At 60.3% G+C, this 22,607-nt stretch carries 18 protein-coding genes; 4 read left to right on the forward strand and 14 right to left on the reverse strand.

Going from position 1 to position 22,607, the window contains the following annotated elements; all coding sequences use genetic code 11:
- Positions 1 to 10: 10 nt before the first annotated feature.
- The 3 genes from A3AU_RS0125100 to A3AU_RS0125110 form a co-directional block, all read right to left on the reverse strand.
- Positions 11 to 1,396: a hypothetical protein gene (locus A3AU_RS0125100; RefSeq protein ID WP_027055334.1), complete on the reverse strand. Its 1,386-nt coding sequence runs from the start codon at positions 1,394 to 1,396 to the stop codon at positions 11 to 13.
- Positions 1,396 to 1,914 (reverse strand): GNAT family N-acetyltransferase, encoded by a 519-nt coding sequence (locus A3AU_RS0125105; RefSeq protein WP_027055335.1) that lies wholly within the window; start codon positions 1,912 to 1,914, stop codon positions 1,396 to 1,398. Before A3AU_RS0125105 ends, A3AU_RS0125100 begins: the two co-directional genes overlap by 1 nt.
- 74 nt (positions 1,915 to 1,988) lie before the next feature.
- A complete protein-coding gene (locus A3AU_RS0125110; RefSeq protein WP_027055336.1) occupies positions 1,989 to 2,813 on the reverse strand; it encodes a hypothetical protein in 825 nt (274 codons plus the stop codon).
- Between the two features lie 187 nt (positions 2,814 to 3,000).
- Here A3AU_RS0125110 and A3AU_RS0125115 point away from each other — a divergent pair, with 187 nt between their 5' ends.
- On the forward strand, positions 3,001 to 4,416 hold the full coding sequence (locus tag A3AU_RS0125115) for an adenylate/guanylate cyclase domain-containing protein (RefSeq protein WP_027055337.1): 1,416 nt from the start codon (positions 3,001 to 3,003) through the stop codon (positions 4,414 to 4,416).
- Positions 4,417 to 4,447: 31 nt separating this feature from the next.
- Here the strand turns inward: A3AU_RS0125115 and A3AU_RS0125120 are convergent, their stop codons facing one another.
- From A3AU_RS0125120 to A3AU_RS0125155, 8 genes are all read right to left on the reverse strand, one after another.
- Complete coding sequence (locus A3AU_RS0125120) at positions 4,448 to 4,927, reverse strand: class I SAM-dependent methyltransferase (protein ID WP_027055338.1); 480 nt, start codon at positions 4,925 to 4,927, stop codon at positions 4,448 to 4,450.
- A 211-nt stretch (positions 4,928 to 5,138) separates the two neighbouring features.
- On the reverse strand, positions 5,139 to 6,320 hold the full coding sequence (locus A3AU_RS0125125) for an ABC transporter permease (RefSeq protein WP_027055339.1): 1,182 nt from the start codon (positions 6,318 to 6,320) through the stop codon (positions 5,139 to 5,141).
- Complete coding sequence (locus A3AU_RS0125130; protein ID WP_027055340.1) at positions 6,317 to 7,315, reverse strand: ABC transporter permease; 999 nt, start codon at positions 7,313 to 7,315, stop codon at positions 6,317 to 6,319. The genes A3AU_RS0125125 and A3AU_RS0125130 overlap by 4 nt, the downstream gene beginning before the upstream one ends.
- A gap of 2 nt (positions 7,316 to 7,317) precedes the next feature.
- Positions 7,318 to 9,216 carry an ABC transporter substrate-binding protein gene (locus A3AU_RS0125135; RefSeq protein ID WP_027055341.1) on the reverse strand — a complete coding sequence of 633 codons (1,899 nt, stop codon included), beginning with the start codon at positions 9,214 to 9,216 and terminating at the stop codon, positions 7,318 to 7,320.
- Entirely contained in the window at positions 9,213 to 11,108 is a 1,896-nt protein-coding gene (locus tag A3AU_RS0125140) for an ABC transporter ATP-binding protein (protein WP_027055342.1), read from the reverse strand. The genes A3AU_RS0125135 and A3AU_RS0125140 overlap by 4 nt, the downstream gene beginning before the upstream one ends.
- Before the next feature lie 142 nt (positions 11,109 to 11,250).
- Positions 11,251 to 12,591, reverse strand: a complete 1,341-nt coding sequence (locus A3AU_RS0125145; RefSeq protein WP_027055343.1) for an adenylate/guanylate cyclase domain-containing protein — start codon at positions 12,589 to 12,591, stop codon at positions 11,251 to 11,253.
- Between the two features lie 267 nt (positions 12,592 to 12,858).
- Positions 12,859 to 14,202 carry a nucleotide sugar dehydrogenase gene (locus A3AU_RS0125150; RefSeq protein WP_027055344.1) on the reverse strand — a complete coding sequence of 448 codons (1,344 nt, stop codon included), beginning with the start codon at positions 14,200 to 14,202 and terminating at the stop codon, positions 12,859 to 12,861.
- 112 nt (positions 14,203 to 14,314) lie between these two features.
- A complete protein-coding gene (locus A3AU_RS0125155) occupies positions 14,315 to 15,496 on the reverse strand; it encodes a DUF3095 domain-containing protein (RefSeq protein ID WP_027055345.1) in 1,182 nt (393 codons plus the stop codon).
- 74 nt (positions 15,497 to 15,570) lie between these two features.
- Between A3AU_RS0125155 and A3AU_RS0125160 the strand changes: the two genes are divergently transcribed.
- Together A3AU_RS0125160 and A3AU_RS0125165 are read left to right on the forward strand one after the other, a co-directional pair.
- Positions 15,571 to 16,659 carry a glycosyltransferase family 4 protein gene (locus A3AU_RS0125160; RefSeq protein WP_027055346.1) on the forward strand — a complete coding sequence of 363 codons (1,089 nt, stop codon included), beginning with the start codon at positions 15,571 to 15,573 and terminating at the stop codon, positions 16,657 to 16,659.
- Positions 16,656 to 17,420 (forward strand): polysaccharide deacetylase family protein, encoded by a 765-nt coding sequence (locus A3AU_RS0125165; RefSeq protein WP_027055347.1) that lies wholly within the window; start codon positions 16,656 to 16,658, stop codon positions 17,418 to 17,420. The genes A3AU_RS0125160 and A3AU_RS0125165 overlap by 4 nt, the downstream gene beginning before the upstream one ends.
- Position 17,421: 1 nt before the next feature.
- Here A3AU_RS0125165 and A3AU_RS0125170 read toward each other — a convergent pair whose 3' ends face one another.
- The 3 genes from A3AU_RS0125170 to A3AU_RS0125180 form a co-directional block, all read right to left on the reverse strand.
- A complete protein-coding gene (locus A3AU_RS0125170) occupies positions 17,422 to 18,276 on the reverse strand; it encodes an MBL fold metallo-hydrolase (RefSeq protein WP_027055348.1) in 855 nt (284 codons plus the stop codon).
- Positions 18,277 to 18,504: 228 nt separating this feature from the next.
- Positions 18,505 to 18,960, reverse strand: a complete 456-nt coding sequence (locus A3AU_RS0125175) for a cyclic nucleotide-binding domain-containing protein (RefSeq protein WP_027055349.1) — start codon at positions 18,958 to 18,960, stop codon at positions 18,505 to 18,507.
- Between the two features lie 34 nt (positions 18,961 to 18,994).
- A complete protein-coding gene (locus tag A3AU_RS0125180) occupies positions 18,995 to 21,709 on the reverse strand; it encodes an ABC transporter ATP-binding protein (RefSeq protein ID WP_027055350.1) in 2,715 nt (904 codons plus the stop codon).
- 224 nt (positions 21,710 to 21,933) lie between these two features.
- On the opposite strand from A3AU_RS0125180, the gene A3AU_RS0125185 reads away from it, so the two are divergent.
- Entirely contained in the window at positions 21,934 to 22,605 is a 672-nt protein-coding gene (locus A3AU_RS0125185; RefSeq protein ID WP_081709665.1) for a class I SAM-dependent methyltransferase, read from the forward strand.
- The last annotated feature ends 2 nt before the right edge of the window (positions 22,606 to 22,607 follow it).

Here is a 22,607-nt window from a genome sequence, read left to right on the forward strand (position 1 = left end):
CCGGTTAGGCTCAGGTCGCTTTGATCTCCGCTTGGCCGATCCTGCGCCATCGGGCGTTTTCGCGAACCAGTTTCAGGTTGTCGGTCGTCTCGGCAAATGTCCGCAAACGATATTGCCGGAGCAGTTCCGGGAAGAGCGCCCCTTCCGGCAGGCCGGCAAGCTGCTCGCGGACCGAGATCTGTTCATCGATGACCCGCATGCCCCAGGCATTTTCCCGAACCTGCAGCTCCGCAGCCAGATCGCGCTCTTCCGGCGCGTTTTCGTCCAGCGCAGCCAGCAGGATCGAGTGGAAAAGCGCTACATAGCCAATCTGCCTCAGACCTCCGACAACCCGCACGCGCGGCAAAATGGCAAGGACGAGGAACATCAGGAACAAGTTCGGCAGCAACACGCCATCGAGCAGCGCTTGCTTGAGATGCGGCCGCTCGAACGGGATGGAAAGACCATGCGGCCTGTCGGGCTCGACCAAGTGCCCGTTCTCGAGGACGAGCTTGCGCACACGCTCCGCGCGGATGCCCCAGAAATAGGCCGTGGCATTGGGCAGGAATCGGCCAAATGGGCCTGACGCGGCCTCTTGCAGGGCATGGTCGAGACGCTGGCGCCTTGCGGGCTCAATGAGCAGTCTGGAAAGAAGGCTGCCGTCATGTTCCAGATGCCGGGCCATGGCAACCGCGGCGAACCGATCATCGATGAAAACCGGCAGGGTCATGCCCGAACGATCCCAATTGGCGACCAGATCCTCGTTGAGAGCCGTCAGCGCATCGGCGGCGGTCCCAAACACCGTGTCCTGGCTGGCAAGCAGTGTGCCCAGCCATCGGCTGGCATCTGTTTCGTCGCCCACCGCTTCGAGTGCGCGCTTGTTGAGGGAGACGGGACCGGCCACACAGGTGCTTTTGCGGCACAATTTGTGGCGCCCCATGCCAAACAGGTTGACCTTGTCGTCGCCCATATCGAGCCATCCCGGCCCCTCCCGGCCAACTGTCTCCATGGTCATCGTCGTTCCCATGAAACTGAAGAAGGCTGACAGCCCGTTTTCGACAGCGCCGAGCCAGGCAAGCAGGAGGGCATCGAAGGTGATCCGGTCCATCAGAAGCAGGCAGTGCAGGCCAGACTGAATTACCGGTCTGTGCTCGAATTCGTCGAGGGCCTTGCCGATCTCTTCAGGTTGCATGATCACGCCGAGGCGCTGATGCAGGACGTCGCGCAGGATCGAGCGGGCAGCGATCGCCGGGCTCGATACAGGCCTTGCCACGGGCCGCCACAGATGGCGGGCGTATTCGGAAACCGGTGCATTCCAGTTCTGCTCGATGTCACGCACGACTTCTGGGCAGAGCAGCGACAGCACAGCCAGGATTTCCATCGGAGGCGCAGGGGTTGGATCAACTACGGCGGTCATCAGAAGCGCAGCCGGGCCATGCTGAGGAGGTCGTGGTACTGCCCGTCGGTAAAACCGGCCTTCACATGCCGGCCTTCGACCTCGAAGCCGTGGCTGGTGTAGAGACGGATGGCTGGTTCGTTGTCGGCATAGACGGTCAATTCGACCCGCTTCAAGGCGCGCCAATTGTCGGCTACGTCAAGCAGCGCGCCAAGGATGGCGGAACCGATCCCCTTGCCGACAAAGGCATCGTCAAGGCCAATATTGATCTCGCCGATATGCGAACGGCGCGGCGAACCCTGCACGACGAGGCTGCCATGGCCGACGACCTTGCCGTCCAGCTCGGCAACGATCCAGGTGGTTTCCTGGCCGGACTTGGCGATGCGCCGCTCCACTTGCTCCACCATCTCGAAGGGCATCCTGAGCGTGCCCCAGCGGAAGCCCGGCATGTTGAAGATGGCGCAAAGCGCCTCCGCATCACTTGGTCGGACGGCGCGTAGCCGCGGCGGAATTTTCTCGGAGGAGGTCGTGCTGGTCATGGCGTTCCCGGCGAAGGCAATCGGCCCGGCACGATGCACCGGACTTCACCCGAAAATCCAGCCGTCTCAGCAAGCTATGACGCCGATTGCGAGCTGAAATATCGGGAGGCGGCGTAGAGTTTAAAGGCGCCGCTGACGCCGATCCAGCCGAAAAGGGCGAGCCAGCACAATGTCCCGGTCGCCGTCCAGCCTATCCGATGTACCTCGGCGTCGGTGATGACGAGGCCAAGTATGGCAAGCAGCCCAACCAGAAACTGCGCCAGGCCGAGCACCAGCAGTTCCTCGCGCGGCGCGCTTCTCCACACGAGATATGTACCGCCAGCGCCAGCGAGGAAGATGGCGCTGTAGACCTGGGCGTGGAAGGGATCGACCAGCCATGGCCAGGTGCTGCTGACTATCCGGGGAAACAGCAGCATGCCGACGCCATAGAGCCCAAGAATCGCCGTTTCCGCCAACATGTAGCCGCGCCAGGCGGGATTCAGGGTCACGCCTTTTGCTGAAGGACAGGCCCTGGCCCGCCACAGGAACAGCCCGGATACCGCGGCCGAGGCAAGATAGACCAGGAACCAGAGCCAGGTCGCTTTTCGCTCGAAGTTGAAATAGCCGAGATTGATCAACGAAACCGCCGACACGATGACGGTGAATATGAAGGCCATGACGAGCACCAGCCTGCCGGGCGACCAGCGATTCCAGAACAAGAGCGCCGCCATCACCGCCATTTCGGCGGTGTAGAAGCCACCGAGGAAGCGGGCACTGAATGGCGTGACGGGCCAGGGCCAGCGCGGCCTGACCAGTGCGGGCGCAAAAAACAGGCCGGCGCCGACAACCAGGACGATAATGACCACCACGGAGAAAAGGCGCAGGGCCGCCGGGAATGGCGGGTTGTTGGGTATTGGCATGGGAGAGAGCCCCAAAGATGTCTGCTCTGCAGACCATCATAGTGCCGCTTGCCGCCGAATGGAACTTGAACCGTCGCCAGGCATATTCGAAATGGCCGTAGGGTCCGTTTCGAAGTAAGGTGGTGCACTTGGACCAAAGACCGGTCCGGTCAACACGCCTCGGGGCGCTTTTTCCGGAGCCTGCATGATGAACGAAGCTCAGGATCTGTTCTCGCTGCTGCGACAATCGACCGATGTCGATCCACAGGCAATCGACGCGATCAAGCGAACCATCGCGGAGGGCAAGGACCGCGAACTTTGCCGCATCAATGTCCTAGCCTTCGCCCGCAAGCATGGCCTGGACGAGGAACGCGCCATAGGTGCCTTTCTCCATGCGGCGCGGGTGGGCATCTTCGACATTTCCTGGAATGTTCTATGCCCCGGCTGTGGCGGCGTGCTCGATACCAACGCCACGCTGAAGACCCTGCAGAAGGACGAATACACCTGCGCTTTATGCTCCGAGGGCTATTCGCCGACCCTCGACGAGATGGTCGAGGTGACATTCACCGTCAGTCCCCGCGTGCGCAGGATTGCCGCCCACAATCCCCACGAACTGCCGATAGTGGAATATTTCCGTCAGATCTACTGGGCGTCCGGCGTCGATATCCCTGATGAGGATTTCGCGACAAGGTTGGAAGCATTCTCGCTGGAGGATATCGAGCTTGCGCCTGGTGAAAAGGCGGTCCTGCCCATTCAGCTTCCGTCCGAATTCGTCATTGTCTTCGAGCCGGTCACCCATTCAGCGCAGTTCATCGACGTGAAGGGCGAACCAACAAAAGAGCGCCGAAGCCTCTCCTTGGTATTCGACCGCGACCATGTCCAGAACCAGACGCTGGTGATGCAACCCGGCCCGTTGCGCATTTCGCTGGAAAACAGGACTGACACACGCGTGCTGCCGACGGTCTTCATCGCCGGCCATGCATTGCATGATTTCCTGGGCAAACGCCAGCCCTTCCTGACCGCCAATCGCCTTCTCACCAACCAGACGTTCCGCGATCTCTATCGCACGGATACGCTCGATATCAACCAGCGCCTGAAGATCACTAGCCTGACCTTCCTGTTCACCGACCTGCGCGGATCGACCGCGCTTTACGAGCGGGTGGGCGACCTTTCGGCATTCGATCTCGTGCGCGCGCATTTCCAGGTTCTGCACGAGATCGTCTCGGCGGAGGCAGGTGCGGTGGTGAAGACGATCGGTGATGCGGTGATGGCGACCTTCGCGACGCCTGATCGCGCGATTGCCGCGGCCCTCAGGATGCGCGATGCCATGCGTGCGCTCAACGACAAGAGTGGGCGCGAGGATCTGCTGCTCAAGATCGGCGTCCATGCCGGCCCCTGCATCGCGGTGTCCATGAACGAGCGCCAGGACTATTTCGGCCAGACGGTCAACATTGCGTCGCGGGTCCAGAACCTTGCCAACGCACAGGCGATCTTCGCCACTCGTGCGGTGGTCGACGACAATCTCACAGCCGATCTGCTGCGCAGGAAAGCGCTGACGCCCGTGCCCCACGAAGTCTCGCTACGCGGCATCGAGCGGGAAATAGCGGTATATACGATTCCTTGAAGACTTGGTCCCTGAAGACTCGTCCCCACTCTCAAACGCGCCTGCTGATGAAATAACGACCGAGAGGCACCGAAGGCGGCGGCGGGAGGCGTTGCAACAGCGGGTGATCGAGCGGCGTGCCGCTGACCGCAAAGCCGTCGATGCGAAGCAAACGCGCAATCAGATCCGGAAGCCAGGTGGAGATCACAGCATCGCGATCTTCGTAGCCGGTGCCAATGTCGGCATGGACCAGAGCGGCGTCGATCCCGATGAACCTGATTGCCGTCTCGCGTATGTCACCGAGCACCATGTTTTCAGCTTCGGGAATTGAGCTGGCGTGTGCGCCAACTTCGCGGTCAAACACCACGATCCGGCGTCCGGGCAGGCGTTCGCGCAGATGGTGGAACGTCCGGCCATTGCCGAGGCCGAGCTCTAGGACTGGCCCCTCCATCTTCGCCACCTCGGGGCAGATTTGATTGAGAATGTCGCGCTGTGAGGTCATCCTGCTGATGAAATTATCGAGGCGAGTCATATGCGTTTGTGTGTCCCGAACCAGCTCAAGAGATCGGCAATACCCCATGGCCAGAGCTGTTCACGGAACCCCAGGGCGCGACGTGTTTAACCCCGCTCGCGTGTCGCCCCATATAGAGGCGAACCATGAACACTGCAACAATCGAACACGGCTGCCGACTGGGATCATACCGGGCGGAGTCCGCCGCAGGGCGCGCGGCGCAATGACGATCTCACTTGTAGGGGTCCGCGGCGTCCCGCAAGCCGTCGCCGAGGAAGTTGAACGCCATGATGACGAGAATGACGGGCAGCATCGGCAAAAGCAGCCATGGATAGAATGCTATCACGCTGACGCTGCGTGCCTCGGTCAGCAGGATGCCCCAGCTGGTTGTCGGCGCCCTCAGGCCGAGCCCGAGAAAGCTCAGCGCCGTCTCGCCCAGGATCATGCCAGGTATGGAGATCGTCGCCGTCGCGATCAAATGCGACATGAAGCCGGGAATGAGGTGACGCCCGATGATGCGGCTGCTGTTGGCGCCCATCAATTGCGCGGCCAGAACGTAATCCTCCTCGCGCAGGGCTAGAAGCTTTGAACGAACGGCCCGCGCCAGTCCGGTCCAGTGAATCAGCCCGAGGATGACGGTGATGCCGAAGTAGATCAGGATCGGGCTCCAGGTTATCGGCATGATCGCCGCCAGAGCCAGCCATAGCGGAATGCTGGGGATCGATTGCAGAACTTCGATTATCCGTTGAACGATCAGGTCGAAGAGACCGCCGTGATAGCCGGCCAGTCCGCCGATGACAATGCCGAGCACAAAGCTGAAACTAATGCCGACGAGGCCGATTGTCAGTGAGATCCGTGCGCCATAGATGATGCGAGAGAGCACATCCCGCCCCAGCCTGTCGGTGCCGGCGAGAAAGAGCTGGCCGTTTTTGGCAGGGCAGACAAAATGCCTGTCACCTTCGATCAGGCCCCAGAAGCGGTAACTGTCGCCCTTGCAGAAGAAACGGATCCGCTGAACGTCATCCTGCTCCTCGATGTAGTTTCGCTTGAGCGTGTCCATGTCCAGCGTCATGTGGCGGCCATAGACGAATGGCCCGACGAGCTGGCCGTTATGGAACAGGTGCACCTGCTGCGGCGGCGAATAGATGTAATCCATGTTGCGCGTGTGTAGATTGTAGGGCGCAAGGAACTCGCAGATCAGTATCCCGAAATAAAGCGCCGCCAGGAATATGCCCGATACAACGGCAAGCCGGTGCCTTCGGAATTTCCACCACATCAGCCGCAACTGCGACGCCTGATAGACCTTCGATTGCTCCGGCGTCATCGCCTCGACCGACTGCAGGTCAAAGGGCGCGGTGGAAACGTAGTGTTCCAGCGGAGCACCTGGAGCGGGCAGCGGCGAAGACGTGCTCATTTGGTGCTGCCGCCCTGCAAGCGAATTCGTGGATCAAGCAGCGCCAGCGCCAGGTCGGAAATCAGGACACCGATGACCGTCAGGAAGGCAAGGAACATCAGGAACGACCCCGCCAGATACATGTCCTGGCTCTGCAGCGCCCTGATCAGCATCGGCCCGGTCGTTTCCAAGGACAGGACGATCGCGGTGATTTCGGCGCCGGAGATGATGGCCGGCAGGATAGAGCCGATGTCGGAAATGAAGAAATTGAGCGCCATACGCAGCGGATATTTGACCAGCGCCTTGAATGGATGAAGGCCTTTGGCGCGCGCGGTCACGACATACTGCTTGTGCAACTCGTCGAGCAGATTGGCGCGCAGCCGCCGGATCATGCTTGCCGTGCCCCCAGTGCCGATGATCAAGACCGGGATCCAGAGATGGGCGAGGATCGACTTCGCCTTGGCCCAGCTCATAGGCTCGCCGAGATATTGCTGGTCCATGAGATGGCCGATGGACGTGCCGAACCAGATGTTGGCGAAATACATCAAGATCAGCGCTAGCATGAAGTTCGGAATGGCAAGGCCGAGAAGGCCCAAGAACGTCAGGCCGTAGTCGCCCCAGCTGTACTGGTGCGTGGCGGAGTACATGCCGATCGGAAAGGCGATGAGCCAGGTGACGATGATCGTGACGAAGGAAACCAGCACGGTCAGCCACATTCGGTCCCCGACGACGTCGCGAACCGGCAGCTCATATTCGAAGGAATAGCCGAAATCGCCGTGCAGCATCCCGCCGACCCAGTAGAAGTAGCGAATGACCGGCGGCTGGTCGAAACCATATTCCTTGCGCATCATCTGGATGCGATCGGAATCCACCGCTTCGCCCTGGGCTCGAAGCTCGGCAACATAGCTGTCGAAATAGTCGCCTGGCGGAAGTTCGATGATCGTGAACACCAGCGCCGATATGACCAGAAGCGTTGGAACCATCACGGCAATGCGCCAGACAATATATCGAAGCACGCTCAGGTCTCTCCAAGCCAGAATGTATCGGGCATATAGACACCGAAATAGGCAGTCGGGTCGTAGCCGTAGAGCGCCTTGTCAGGCAGGTTGCGCAGCCGCGAGGACACCAGAACCGGCTGATAAGTTGCGTTCACGGTGCCGATCGAAAACACCTGATCGGTGTAGATCGATAGCATTGAATTCCAGATTTCGGCGCGCTCCGCGGCTTCAGTTGATGCGTTCCAGCGCTTGAGCAAAGCCATCAGCTCGACCACTTCAGGAAGATCGGGCGCCTCACCCATCGTGCCATGAGACAAATAGTGAGCACCCCAGAGCGGCCATTGCAGCTGGTCGTCGATGGTGGGGGCCAACTGGTACGGGTTCATGTCGGCGGTCGGCACGCCGTTGTCGATGCCCGACCACATCGACATCATGATCTCGCCGCCAAGTGCGCGGCTGCGGAAGATGTCTCGCTGCGAAGTCCGGATGAACAGGGCAATGCCGATCTTGCGCCAGTGATCGGTAATGAGTTCGAGAGCGTCGGTTTCCAGGGTGCTTTCGCCGGCCGTTTCCACGATGACCTGCGCCAAGCGTCCGTCGGGAAGTATCCGCAGCCCGTCATTGTCACGCTTCTGAAGCCCGACCTCGTCGAGCAGGCCATTGGCCTGGTCGGGATCATGGGCGACCCAGGCTTTCGCGAATTCCGGCCGATAGAGCGGGCTCTCCGGCAGGACCGTGTCGGCACTTTCCTGCGCCAATCCGTAGAACACGGCCAAATTGATCTCGCGCCTGTCCACAGCGAGCGAAAGTGCCCGGCGCACGCGCACGTCTCGGAAGAGGCTACGCCACACCTGGTCGGAGCAATTCAGATTTGGCAGCAGCGCCAGCCGCGAGCCCTGTGTGCGTTTCCACAGATGCATCTTCACCGGGTAGCGCTTCTCCGCGTCCTTCAGGAAAGAGTAATCGGCGAAGTCAATTCCCATGCATTGCAGGTCGCTCTCACCAGCACCCGTCTTGGCGGAAATGATCGCCGACGAGCTGACATTCATGACAATCCGGTCAACATAGGGCAGTTGCCGGCCATTTTCGTCAATTCGATGAAAGAATGGGTTGCGCTCGAAGACGAACTGCTCAGCCGGCGGCTTGGTCCGGTTCTGCCAGGGATCCAGCGTCGGCAGCTCCGGGTTCTCCGGGCGATACTGCCGCGACATGCGGATGTGCAAGAGCGTCCATTTCTTGGCCCGGTACTCCTTCATCAGCCCGGCTAGCCGGAATGGATCCTGGTATTTCTTGTGGAACTGCTTGAGATAGGCGGACGGCAGAACAAGCGGTAGAGGCGAAGCAGCGGCAAGCTTTGGCAGGAAGTCGGGATTGGGCGCTTCCCAACTATAGCGGACCGTCAACGGATCGACGATCTCGAAACGAGGCGGCTTGCCGTCCGCCAGCAGTGCCGGGGCGAGCCCGCCCTCCGAAAGCTCGTCGTTCAGCCAGACATCTTCCCAACAATAGCGAAAATCCTCCGGCGTCAGCAGGCTACCGTCGGACCATTTATGTCCTTCCCGTATCTTGAACGTGAAGACGCGATTATTCGCTACATCGAAACTTTCCAGAATGTCGGCTTGCATCTTCAGCTTTTCGTCATAGCCGACCAGCCGAGCATACCCGTAGATCGTCATCATCCGGATATCTTTCTGGCTGCCGATGATCGTGCGCAGCGTGCCGCCATACTGGCCGGGCTGCCGGCCCATCAAAGCGAGATTCAAAGAACGCGGGCTCTTGGGCAGGCGGTCGGCGAGTGCCGGCAGCGCCCTGGCCTTCAACTGCGGCTGAAGAAATTCCGGCTCCAGATCGACGGCGCGCGCCGTGCCAGGCAGAAATGCCGAAGCCATGAAGCCAAGGAGGGTGCGCCGGCGGATCAATGGCGTAACTCGCTGACGTCGGACGAACGTCGGGCCAGCACGAGATGGCCGCCGCCAAGATCGAGCGGCGACAGGATATCCTCGTCGCCCTCGTCGCGGAATTGCGGTCCCCATGCGCTGGTATCGGAAGCGCCCCCGAGCTTCAGCGTCTTAAAATCCATCGGCCTGTCGAGATCCGGGAAAGGTACCGCGGCGACCAGTGAGCGCGTGTAGGGGTGGACCGGTTTCCTAAGCAGAACTTCGCGCGGCGCAAGCTCGACGATACGCCCGCCGCACATTACCGCGATGCGGTCTGCCATGTAGTCCACCACCGCCAGATTGTGGGATATGAACAGGTAGGTCAGGCCTAGTTCCTTCTGCAGGTCCTTCAGAAGGTTCAGGATCTGCGCCTGGACAGAGACATCGAGCGCCGAAACCGGCTCGTCGCAGATCAGGAGTTCAGGCCCCAGCGCCAACGCGCGCGCGATGCCGATACGCTGACGCTGCCCGCCTGAGAAACTGTGCGGATAACGCTTGATGAAGCGCGGATCGAGTCCGATTGCCTGCATCAGGCTCTTGACCGTGGCGAGTCGGGACGCGGCATTGCCGCGTCGATGGATTTCCAGCGGCTCGCTCAAGATGTTCTCCACCGTCATGCGAGGTGAAAGCGACGAAACCGGATCCTGGAAGACCATCTGGATTTTCGCGCGCAGCATGCGCAGGGTGTTTCCCTCGGCCTCCAAGACGTCGATTGATCTGTCGCGGCCGTTGAAGACCACGGAGCCGCCGCTGGGGGTGACAGCCCGCATGAGGATCTTGCTGACAGTGGTTTTGCCGCAACCGCTTTCGCCGACCAGACCCAGGCACTCGCCCCGCCTGATATCGAAGCTCACGCCGTCCACGGCGCGAATAGAGGTTTGCTGATTCCCGCCGAACCATCCGGACTTGCGGGTGGTGTAGACCTTTTCCAGATCCCTCACCGAGAGCAGGATGTCGTCGGCCCCTTTCGATGCCGGCGCCGTCTGCTTGCCGAGCAGGTTCCCGACATTCACCGGCACCTCGCGAAGCGCCTTTAGTCTTTCGCCAGGCTTCAGGTCGAAATGGGGAACAGCTGCCATCAGGCCCTTCAGGTAAGGGTGACCCGGCCGGCGGAATATCGCCTCCACAGGTCCCGCTTCCATGATCTCGCCATGGTACATCACCACCACTTCGTCGGCGACATTGGCGACAACGCCGAGGTCGTGCGTGATCAGCAGCATCGCCATGTTCAGCTTGGTCTGAAGCTCGCGCAGCAACTGCAGGATTTGCGCCTGGATGGTGACGTCCAACGCCGTCGTCGGCTCATCGGCGATCAACAAAGCGGGCCGACAGATAAGAGCCATGGCGATCATGGCGCGTTGACGCAATCCTCCTGAAAGTTCAAAGGGATACATGTCGTAGGCGCGCTTGGGATTGGGAAAGCCGACAAGGCTGAGCATTTCCTCTGTCCGCGCCTTGCGCTCCGCCCGCCCCATCGGTGTATGAATCTGCAGGGATTCGCTGACCTGGTTGCCGATCGTGTGCAGCGGCGACAGTGATGTCATCGGCTCCTGAAAGATCTTGCCGATGCGGCTGCCTCTCAACGCCCGGATTCCGGGTCCGTCACGCGGCATCTGCAGGATATCCTGCGTCGTGCCGGGCTTTTCAGGATCGGAAAACAGAATACGGCCGCGAACACGGGCTGTGTTCGGCAAAATGCCCATCACGGCCTGGCTCAGAACTGATTTTCCGGAACCTGACTCGCCCACAAGCGCGGTAACCTTGCCGGGCAGGACGCGAAGACTTGCGCGCCTGACGGCATGCAACGGTCCACCGATAATGGCAAACGAGATGCCAACATCTTCGATCCGCAGCAGATCAACACCTGAATTCATTCTCGCACCAGCCCCACTCTGGCAGTCCAGAAAGCGAGACTAGCGCATTGCCAGCCCAGAGCAACTTGGATTCGAAACGGTCGCCCGTCGTGGAACCGACGACTGGACGTCTACCAACGACGTTCGGGCCGGATTGTGGCGGTTACTGGAGCTTGCTCGGGTCGCCCGCCGATATCCGCGCCGTATCGCGATGAAGCAGCATGACCTGCTCGGCTTCCGATCTTCGGTCGTGAATCGGCTCCGGCGCAGCGTCTTCATCGAGTGAGAGAGCACCCGACGGATCGGGCGTAAGCACCGTCAGCTTCTGCTTGATGCCCGCCAGTTCCTCATTGCCCAGCGTCAGCCAGCTGTTGGCGCCGCAATAACTGGCGAACTCTTTGCTGGCGAGTACGCTGTGCGGATATTTCTTGGTCAGGGTCTGGAGGCGCTGGACCTCGTTTACAGCCGAGCCGAAGGCAGAGAATGTGAGCCGGTCGGTAAGCCCGACATTGCCGAACATCACATTACCGACATGCAGGCCGATACCAAATTTTATGCCGCCCAACCCTTGCTCCTTCCTGCGCAGATTGAGATCCATCATGCGCGCGGTGGCTTTGTGCGCGGCCGCGAGAGCAGCCTGGCAGGCGACCTCGGACTGCGAGCGGTGTCTTTCGCAAGGGTAGACGGCAATGAAGCCATCCCCGATGAAACTCATGATCTGCCCGCCTTTGCGATTGAAAGGTGCGGCAACGGCGTCGAAAAACTGGTTCAGCGTATCGATATAGATTTCGCGGCCGGAGGTTTCGGCAAGCCTCGACGATCCACGCATATCGCCCATGACCAGCGCGGCCCGGATTGTATCGCCCTCGCCGCGCTTGATCTGGCCGTCCAGCACGCGCCTACCAGCGTCGCCGCCGAGATAAGTGGTCATCATGTTGTCGGCGAGCTTGGTGAGCACCGCCATCTTGGTTGCAATAGCGAGATGGCTCTGGATGCGCAGCAGCGCCGAAATCATGCTGTCGCTGAAGCCTGCGGCACTGTCGGTGGACCAGGACCCAATCATGCCCTGACTGGTGTTGCCGCTGAAGGGATGGACGAAAGCCATGTAGTCGGTGACGCCGATAAGCCTGAGTTCCTCGAAAATAGGAAACTCCGGCGGCAATGACGGATCGATCCGGCGTCGCAGATGATCGAGCTTGTTGTTGAGCAGATGGTAGTATGGGCTGGTGAGGAATCTGTCGGACGGCCCGCTGGGCTCGGTTCGGAAGCCTTCCACTTCTATGCCCTGGCCGCGAAACCAGGTGAAGCCAAGCGCGTCATAAAGCGGATGGAGCATCGAAAAGCTCAAATGCACCCGCTTCAGCGGCAGGCCGGCAGCAGCCAGCCGTTCGCAAAAGCCTTTTACCAATGTTTCCAGGTCGCTGCCCGCCAGCGCCGATTGGTTCAGCCAATCGGCAACCTTATCCATGAGAATGGTGGAAATTTCTGCTTGCGCTGTGCTCATTCTATCTCGAAACCCATTGAAGACGGAGCCATTGTCCTTTGATCCGCCATAACACCGTCCCCGCCAACGACCCAAAGATAAGGCCCCGAAGTCAACGAGGCCGGCTTCGGCGGCATGCGGCAAGGAATTTCCCGGATGACTATCCTTGCAACCAAGGAGCGGGCGTAACTGCTTCTATGTCCTGTGAGGCCTTATGTGGCGAAGCTGCCAGCGGAGTGCAATCACGATCCTGACATCGGGCAAAAAAATTCGCCGGCTCAGACGCTGTCAGGCCTTCACCACCGTCTCTCGGGCCAGCCCGAGGCGGCCGAAAACATTGCGTGTATCGACGATCAGAAGGGCGTGATCCGCGATCGTCTGATAGTTGATCGCGTCGTGGTCGGTTGCAACGACCACGGCATCGAAATCCTTCAAGGCCGCCTCGGTCAATTCGACCGAGCGGCGCCCTTTGATCGCCATGTGCTCCCGTGTGGTCGGTATCTCGGTAACATGCGGATCGTGGAATTCCGCCTTGCCGCCCCATTCCTCGATGAGCTCTATGAGCCGCAGTGAGGGGCTTTCGCGGATGTCGGGCACATTCTTCTTATAGGCTAGCCCGATGATGAGGATGCGAGAGCGGCTGAGCGCTTTGCCGCAGCGCCGGTCCAGTGCCTTCGCAAGTTCATCGACCACATGACGCGGCATGGCCGTATTGATCTCCGCCGCCAGCTCGATGAAGCGGGTCGGCAGTTCGTATTCGCGCGCCTTCCACGTCAGGTAGAAGGGATCGATCGGGACGCAGTGCCCGCCAAGTCCCGGGCCAGGATAGAAAGGCATATAGCCGAAGGGCTTGGTCTTTGCCGCCTCGATCACCTCCCAGATGTCGATGCCCATCGCACCGAGCACGACCTTCAACTCGTTGACGAGGGCTATGTTGACCGAGCGGAAGATGTTTTCCGTCAGCTTGACCGCCTCGGCGGTCGCCGTGCTGGAAACCGGAACGACGGTCTTGACCACGCTTTGGTAGAAAGCCTGCACGAGCGTGGCTGCTTCAACGCCGTCGCCTGCCACGACCTTGGGGATCGTCGCGACTTCGAAGCTGCGATTGCCGGGATCCTCGCGTTCGGGCGAGAAGCCGAGGAAGAAGTCCGTCTTCGACGGCAAGCCGGTTTCTTCCAGTATGGGCTTGATCACGTCGTCGGTGGTGCCGGGATAGGTGGTCGATTCCAGCACGATCAGCTGGCCGAGACGCAGATGCTTGGCGATGGTGGTTGCCGTGTTCCTGACAAAGGAGAGGTCCGGCTCACGGTGTTTGGTCAGCGGTGTCGGAACGCAGATGATGATGACATCGCAGACGGCCAGCTCGGAAAAATCGGCGGTGGCGCGGAACCGTCCGCTCGCCACATGGCCGGCAAGGGCCATCGACGTCACCGCCTCGATGTAGGATTGGCCCTTGTTCAGGCTCTCGACCTTCTGGGTTTCGATGTCGAAGCCCGAAACCGGAAAGCCGGCGCGCGCGATCGCAACCGACAGCGGCAACCCGACATAGCCCAGTCCGATCACGCCGACTTGCGCTGCGCGCGTCGAAATCCGGTTCAAAAGACGGTCATATGTCGATCGTGAGGCGTCCAAAAAACTGCTTTCCCATCAATTCGGACAGACTACCCGCGCCCACGGCGAGGCTCACCGGGTCCCAAAGAACCATGGCCGAGGCATATTGCCGAAAATCGATTTCCGCAAGCCGTCATTGGACCGGCGCCTTCGCCTTCAGGCTTGCGGCAGCCATCGCATAGCCGCCGTCGGCGCCATCGATGAAATGAACATGATCGGGCTGCAGCGGCGAGATGACGAGGCAGGTCATCAAGGCCGACTTCTGGCGGTGCAGGCCATAGCTGCAAATGCCGGCCTCTTCCGCCTGTTTCAGCCGGTTCTCGATCCGGTGCAAGACATCCGCGTCAACATCGATGGTCATCTTCAAGCCGTCGTCGAACTTGCGGAAATCCGAATTGCTGGCCACCTCGCGTTTGTAGACCTTCGGATCGAAACGGCCGATCGTCCAGCCAAATCTATCGGTGACAGCCGTAAGCGTCATCAGGAACATCACCCACAGCTTCACCCGCCACCGCCACCCTGGCGGCGCCGTGGCCCGCGCCTCAACATCGAGGCCGGCGGGCAACAGACTGTAGGCCGGCCCGTCCACCGGCACCGGGTGGCCATCACGCTCCTGCCTGCCGGCAAGGGCGATAATGTCGGACGCCAGAAACTGAAAACCGCGCAAGTCTCGCGAAACCCCCGGTATCGCTATGATCGAGACGATTTCGCCGTGCCGGGCTTCGATCGGGTTCCAGCGGCAGGAGAGGCCGGTCAGATCCGGCCGCGCGCCGGCCGGCGCAGGGTCGATGCGGTAGCGCCCGGCTTTCATCTCGGCTTCCGCCCAACTGCCGCCGCCGCCGGCGAACATGGCATAGAAGGCCGCTTCGGAGGCCTGGAACCTCGCCACGCGAACATCGAAACCTTGCGCTCTTATGTCCTTTATCGGCACGATTGCCGCACGCAAGGTCAGGTCCAGTTCGTCCGCCACCCATCTCTGGACAGAAGCCAGCGCGTTGCGGGCGATCTCAAGCGCCGAGCCGGGAAACGCCACGAGTGCGCCGTCGCCGCCGAAGACATAGGGAAGGTCTTGCCGGCCCAGCGCATTGAGCAGCGCCGAAATGACGCTGGCGCCGGCCATATTGACGATTTTATAGCGCCCCGCCTCGATCGCCTTGGTCGAGCCGACAATGTCGGCGGTCGCCAGCGCCCAGCCATCGGGCAGAGGCCGATAATTGTCGATATCGGCAACGCTTTCGAACTTTGCGAAGACTGGCAAGGAACCGACAAACGGGTCGGACGCGACAGCTGTTTCCATGAGCATTAGATAGCACATTCCAACGCTTGAAGGTGAAGTCCATCGTGCTTCGAAATTGACTTGCGCAGGCTTTCCGATGATAGGGTCGCGCGATGCGAATTGCCTTCTACGCGCCGCTGAAGTCACCCAACCATCCCGTCGTCTCCGGCGACCGCCAGATGGCACGGATGCTGGTCAAGGCGCTGGAGCACGGAGGGCATAGCGTCGAACTGGCATCTGAGTTGCGCTTCTATCTACGGCAGCCGGAGCCGAAAAGTTTCGATGCGCTCAAGATCGTGGCCGCAGACGAAGCCGCGCGGCTGACCAAGCTTTGGCATCGTGACGGCAAGCCCGATCTCTGGTTCACCTACCATCCCTATTACAAGGCGCCCGACTTGATCGGGCCCGAGCTGGCGTCGACCTTTGCTGTCCCCTATGTGACAGCGGAAGCCTCCTATTCCAGGCGACGCAACGCCGGCTTTTGGGCCGATAGCCAGGCGTTGGTGGCGCGAGCCATCGAACAGGCGGCGCTGAATATCTGCTTCACCCAAAGGGATCACCAGGGGCTGACAGATGCGATTCCCGACGCCGCTTTCGGCATGCTTTCGCCCTTCATCGACACATCGGCATTCCGCGAAATGCCGTCACGGGGTTGTCCGGCGCGCCTCGTTACCATCGCCATGATGCGCCCCGGCGACAAAGTCCAAAGCTATCGCATGCTGGCGCAAGCGCTCGGTTCGATCGGCCACCTGCCCTGGACCATGTCGGTGGTCGGCGACGGACCTGCCCGCGACGAGGTCAAAGCGCAATTCTCCGGCTTGCCCGCCGACCGTATCGAATGGCTAGGCGCGATCGAGCCGGCCACAGTGCCGGATGTCCTTTACACCGGGGGAATCTACGTCTGGCCGGGTTATGGCGAGGCCTATGGCGTTGCCTATCTTGAAGGACAGGCCGCCGGCCTTCCGGTGGTGGCTCAGGACATTGCCGGCGTGCCGGAGGTGGTGCGGGATGGCCAGACTGGGATTCTCACCCCGCCGGGCGATGTGGCGGCGTTCGCTTCCGCCATTGAAAGGCTGCTGGCCCGTAACGACGAGAGAACCATCATGGCCGCGGAGGCTAGACGTTTCGTCCTCGAAGAACGTTCCCTTGGCGCTGCGGCAGCGCGACTGGCCGAACTTCTCAAGAAGATCCTGGTCTCATGACATCCGATCCGATTTGGCAGCCCTTGGTGGAAGAACTGGCGCGCCGGAAACGGGCGGGCCGCAAGTTGGAGTTCTGGCTGCGGGACGACGACGCCGTGGATCCGACGCCGGCACTTGATCGGCTGCTCAAGCTCACCGGTGCATTCGCGGTTCCGGTTACTCTGGCCGTCATTCCGGCCCGAACCGACGGCAAGCTTGTCGCGCGGCTTGACGCGGCGCCGCATGCAGCCGTCGCCATCCATGGCTGGGCACACCGAAATCATGCCCCCGAGGACCAGAAAACGCAGGAACTCGGCGCGCATCGTCCCCGCGAGGCCGTGCTCCACGATCTGGCTCGCGGATTGTCACGCATAACCGGTTTGCATGGCACACGCGCCGTTCCGATGCTGGTGCCACCCTGGAACAGGATCGACGCCAGCCTGGTATCCGACCTTGGATCGACAGGATTTGCGGCATTGTCGGTCTATGGGCCGCCGAAGCCGGCTTCGCTGGCCGTCATCAACACCAATGTCGATATCATGGATTGGCATGGCACGCGCGGCTGCCGCGACCATGGCTTGTTGGTTCACGCTATCATCGCGCAAATGCGGCATGCTTTTGACGGCGGCGAACCGGTCGGCCTACTCACTCACCATCTCGTACATGATGAATCGGCCTGGCTTTTCCTCGAACGGCTGTTCGCGGTCACAGCAAGGACTGAAGCCTGCGCATGGCTTCCGATCAAGACCTTGATCGGGCGCGGCATCGAAAGAGGAAAATAGCTCAACGCTTTTCGTGCAATGCAACTGGAAATTTGAGCGTCTGGCCATCCCGCGCGGCAAAAGCGCCGGGAAACCTGTCCTGGGCCAGTTTCTCGATCTCGTCCAGTTCCTCGTCGGTGCGTGTGGGATCATGGTGAAACAGCGCAAGCCCGCGGGCACCGGCCGCCTCGCAGAGCTTGACGCCCTGTTGCCATGTCGAGTGCCCGTTCCCGCGACTGCGTTCCATTTCTTCCTCGGTGTAGGTGCAGTCGTAAATAACGAGGTCGGCATCTTTGATAAGGCCGAGCACCGCCTGATCGAGTTTGTCCGGCTCGTGCTCTGTATCTGTGATCACCGCCACGACGCGGCCGCCCCATTCGACCCGGTAGCCTATGGAGCCGCCCGGATGGATAAGACTGCCGGTTCGGACCACCACTCCTTCGCGCGGCCGAAGCACGTCTCCGGACACGAAATCCCGGCAGTCGAGACTTGCCTTGCAGATATCCATTTTCACCGGAAACCACGGCGGCCGCATGAATTCGTCGACCATCTGCCGGGTCGTCACATGTCCTGCAAGATGCCCGGACCAAAGCGTGACCTTGACGCTCCGGTCATAGATCGGCGAAAAAAACGGCAGCCCGATGATGTGATCGTAATGGCAATGGGTGAAAAGAAGGTCGAAATCGGTCACCCCCGACGTCCGAAGAGCCCTGCCGGCAGGCCGTAGGCCAGAGCCCGCGTCGAACAGAAGCGTATGCTTGCCGCATTGCATCTCAATGCAGATAGTGTTGCCGCCATAGCGAGAGAACTCCGGCCCTGAAACGGGAACGCTGCCGCGCACACCCCAAAACCTGACCACGAAAACGTCGTCGTCCATGCTAGCCCTTTGCAGTCCCTGTCGCCCATCGTAGCCAAACAATTGGCGCCAGGGCAATTGCAGGAAAGTGTGAAGCCGTTTTCCGTCCGGAATCGCGTCTAACAAAGAGATAGTGCGTTCGCCGTCTTCGTAAAACGGCGAAATGCGTTAGGCGAGACAGGTTTTCTCCGAGTGACTTCTCAGCAAGAGGCCAGTCCCGTCACGATGGCCGCGAGGATCGAGCGCATGTCATTCGTTATTTGCGCTTCGTGCGTCGATGAGATCCGCGGTCGTAAGGCTTAGGCGATTGGCAAGAACCCTTAATATTTCGATGGTCATTTCCGGGAACTCTTTCATAAGCCTCACGAAATGATCCTTGGGGATTCTCAAGGCCTCCAGCGGACTGGCCGCTCTGACGGTGGCGGTGCGGGAGCTGTTGCACAATATGGCGATCTCGCCAACAATCGAATTTGGCACCAATTCGGCAACTTTTATCGGTCCGGTGTCGGAATCGACCAGAATATCCGCCCGGCCTGAAAGGATGACATAGGCGGCGTCTCCCTCGTCACCCTGCCGGAAAAGGGTCTGACCGGCGCTGTAGTTCACGCGATCGGAAGTGAACGCCAGCAACTTGAGCTTTGTCAGCTCGATGCCAGAGAACAAGGGAACGCGTTGCAGCATTCCAACTTCATCCTTGAGCAGCATTGTCGCAAACCTTCCCAAATTCGCGCTTGCCAGACTACGACAAAAGTTCCTTAAAGATACCGTTTCCTGCCAAAAGTGTCTCGTGTGTTCCGTCTTCCACCAATTGTCCCGAGTCGAAGACGACGACGCGATCGAACATCATCGCCATTGCCGGATTTGTCACGACCCACACGATCGCCGGCGAATGGCCATCGCGCTTGGCTTCCTCGAGCACGTTTCGCAGCACCTTGTCCTGCATCCGCTGGTCGAGGGCCGACAGCGGCCGATTGAGAATGAGAAAATCAGGACGCTTGAGCAGGGCTCGGGCAACGTCGAGCTTCTGTCGCTGTCCGCCTGTCAGCCGCCTGCCGCTGGCGCCGACGTTGAAGTCCAGGCCGACATCCAGAAGCTCGGCATAAAGCCCTAACTCGTCGAGAATATCATAGACGATGGAGCGTATGCGCTCCGGCGCGTCGGGATGGTTGTTGCCTAAACGCCCGAACAGGACGTTGTCCATGACGGTGCCCGCAGCGATGTATTTGGCAGGATCATAGCGTTCGATCGCGTTTTGCAGTTCGGGCGGCAGGTTTTCGTAGAACCGATTGCGTGCAGAGACGATCTTGCTCATCAGATCGTCGCTCAGCAGGCCGAACCGGTGCCGGGGCTCGATATAGGCAAAGCTCAAAGTGACGATCATGGCGCGGTCGGGCTCCGAAACCGCATCGTAGGGACGGTTCTTGAGCCGTTGCAGCAAGGTCTCGTAGGTGGGTATCTCCTCGGCGCTCATGAAGGCGAGCTGCTGGAAGAACTGGTGATCTGGCGGCAGGTCGGCAAACAGCTCGATCGCCTGCTCGGCGATCTCCATGCCCATTTCGTAGAGCCTGCGGTCGAGGCCGGCTTGCCTCAGCACAGAAGCAAAATAGGGATTGGCCGCCAAGGCCCTGTCGGCCAGTTCGAAGCCGGTGGCTGCGCCAAAGAGCAGGTTTTGGCCGATCGTTGCTTCCTTGTTGTAGGCGCCGGGTTCGAAAGGAACCACCAGTCCGCTAAGCCCTTCTTCTTCCAGCCGAGTTCGAAGCGCCGCACGCAGTTCGACGATCCGCTTGGCAAGCTCCGTGTGCCGGGTGAGGTCGGCCGAAGAGCGCAAGCCAAGATCCAGAATATCGCGCGACAGAACAACCGCATCGAGCACCCGTCGCACCGCCTCAAAGAGGTCGTGCGGGCCGGTAGCGCCGGCGGAAGCGTAGTTGATCCAGTCGCTGTGGATGTCCAATTCCGAATTACCCGATCGGCGCGCCTCGTGGATGTTCCAGAGGTGCTGGTCTGCCGAGGCATCGTCATAAGACACCGATGTCAGCGGCGCATGCTTCAGCCCATACAGAAGGTTATCGCGGAGGCTTGCCTGGAACAGGAAAACTTCCGACGAGGCATAGGACATGCGCCGACCGGTCACGGCTTCGGGGAGTTCAAGCAGGTCATCGGCACCCGAAGCGACCCTTCCGCTGTCTGGCCAGTTCAGGCGTGCGAAGGCTTCCGCAAGCGCTTCCGCTCCACCTGTTGCGGTACTGACCAGCGCCACCGTCTCACCCGGCTTGACCTGGAGGGAGATGTGATCGAGGAGCATTGCACCGCCATCGTCAGCTATGGACAGGCCGATCGCCGAAAGGGGGCCGGTCATCGGCTCCGGATCGTCGATCGTCAATGCCCCAATTCTCGGCGCAATGAGATCATCGGCCGTGAACTGTTCAACGACCTGGTGATATTTCACCTGGACATCCTGCCGATCCTGATCCCAGTCGATCAGTTCCTTCATCGGTCCGGGCAGATCCTTGTACGCGCCGATCACGGCCACGAGTTGGCCAACGTCCAGCCGGCCCCCGATGACCAGGTACCCGCCGATCATGTAGAAGAGAAAGGGCGTGATCTGCGCTAGAAAATTGTTGAGGAACTTCACCATGAATTTCCATTGGTAAAGATCGAAGCGGATCTTGAAGATGAGCCCGAGCCGGGCTGCTATGTCGGCGCGCTCGTAGTTTGAGGTATCGTGGACGTGAACGGCGCCGATGCCGTCGACTATTTCGCCAACCCGGCCCGAAAGCGCGCGCGCCGTCAATTGGCGTTCGCGCCCGAGCACGATCAGGCGCCGCCGCATTCGCGGGATGAGCACGATCTGGATTGCCACGATCACGAGCGCTATCATTCCGAGCCAGACGTTCTGGACCATGATGAACAGCATGGCCGTCAGGGCCTGGCCACCGAGCAGCACTGGCTGCAGGAAGGCATCGCCGATGAAGCCGCCCAGCGGCTCCACCTCGTCCTTCACCATGGTCGCCACTTCGGCGGATTTCACCCGCTTGAAGTAAATCGGCGGAAACCGTAGCACACGATCGACGAGATCGAAGCGGATGCGCCGCAGCATACGTTCGCCGAGGCGGCCCTTGTAGGTGTTGATGTAGAACTTGAACAAGCCGTTGATGACGACCAGCAAGAGGAACACAAGGCTTAGGGCAAGCAGCGTCTCCTTGCGGTCGAGTTGAAAACCGGAGAAGAACTGGACCTCTCCAATAAACGGCAGGTTATAGTGCAGCCGCATGAATGCCTGGGTCGCGCCCGGTTGCTCGAAGCCCCTACCTTGAATCGGGCCGTTGACGATCAGCTTCGGCAGGTCGAAGGACATGAAATACGGGATCATCGAAAGCAGGACAATCATCAATATCCAGAGCTGCTGCTTCTTGGTGTGCGTCCAGATATAGCGGGCTAGACTGGGTTCCATTTGCGACTTTGGGGCTCTTCAATTGGAAGGATGCGGGATATAGACGTACCTGCTGGCGCAGCGCACTTGGGACGCCGATGACCCAGACAGACGCAGCGGGCTCTCTCCGGCATCGGCCCGTGGCGAAGCGGCTTGCAGCATGATCACGTCCGCGGATCGAACTACCTTGCGGGAGGCAAGATTGCGTTGTGTCGCCCGAAATCCCAACATACAAGACGAATATGATGGATGTCACGCAACCACGCAATGCCGACATGGACTGGCACGAACAAGCCCTGGACCTCACGCGGGGAATTGCTGCCTATGTCAACCGGCCTCTCGTGGCGGGGCTGGCGCGCGTCCTCACCAAGCATCCGAAGGCCGATATCGCCAACGCCTTCAACCACAAGCAGGTCGCCTGCAAGATGTGGGCGCTCGATAGGCTGTTCGAAAGCTGCGGCGGCCGATTCGAGCGCATATGGGTCCTGGGTGGCTGGTACGGCGTATTGCCGGCAATGCTCTTTAACGACGCCCGCTTCGACATCGCAGCGGTCGATAGCATCGACATCGATCCGGAAGTCGCCCCGGTCGCGCTGACCCTCAACCGGGAAGACGGCGACCGGTTCCGGGCGGTGACGGCAGACATGTACGCACTCGACTATGCGGCCGGGCGACCCGACCTGGTGGTCAATACGAGCTGCGAACACATAGCCGATCTGCGCGCCTGGCTTGCTCTGCTTCCGCGTGGCACGACCGTACTGCTGCAATCGAACGATTATTTCAGCGAGCCGACACATATCAACTGCGTGGCTTCACTTGCAGCCTTCGAAGCGATGGCGGCGCTGCGTGAGGTGCGGTTCTCCGGGGAACTGCCTACAAAAAATTATATGCGCTTCATGCTGATTGGAACTGTTTAATG

The organism is Mesorhizobium erdmanii USDA 3471 (genome assembly GCF_000472705.1).
In the GTDB taxonomy this organism is placed as follows: domain Bacteria; phylum Pseudomonadota; class Alphaproteobacteria; order Rhizobiales; family Rhizobiaceae; genus Mesorhizobium; species Mesorhizobium erdmanii.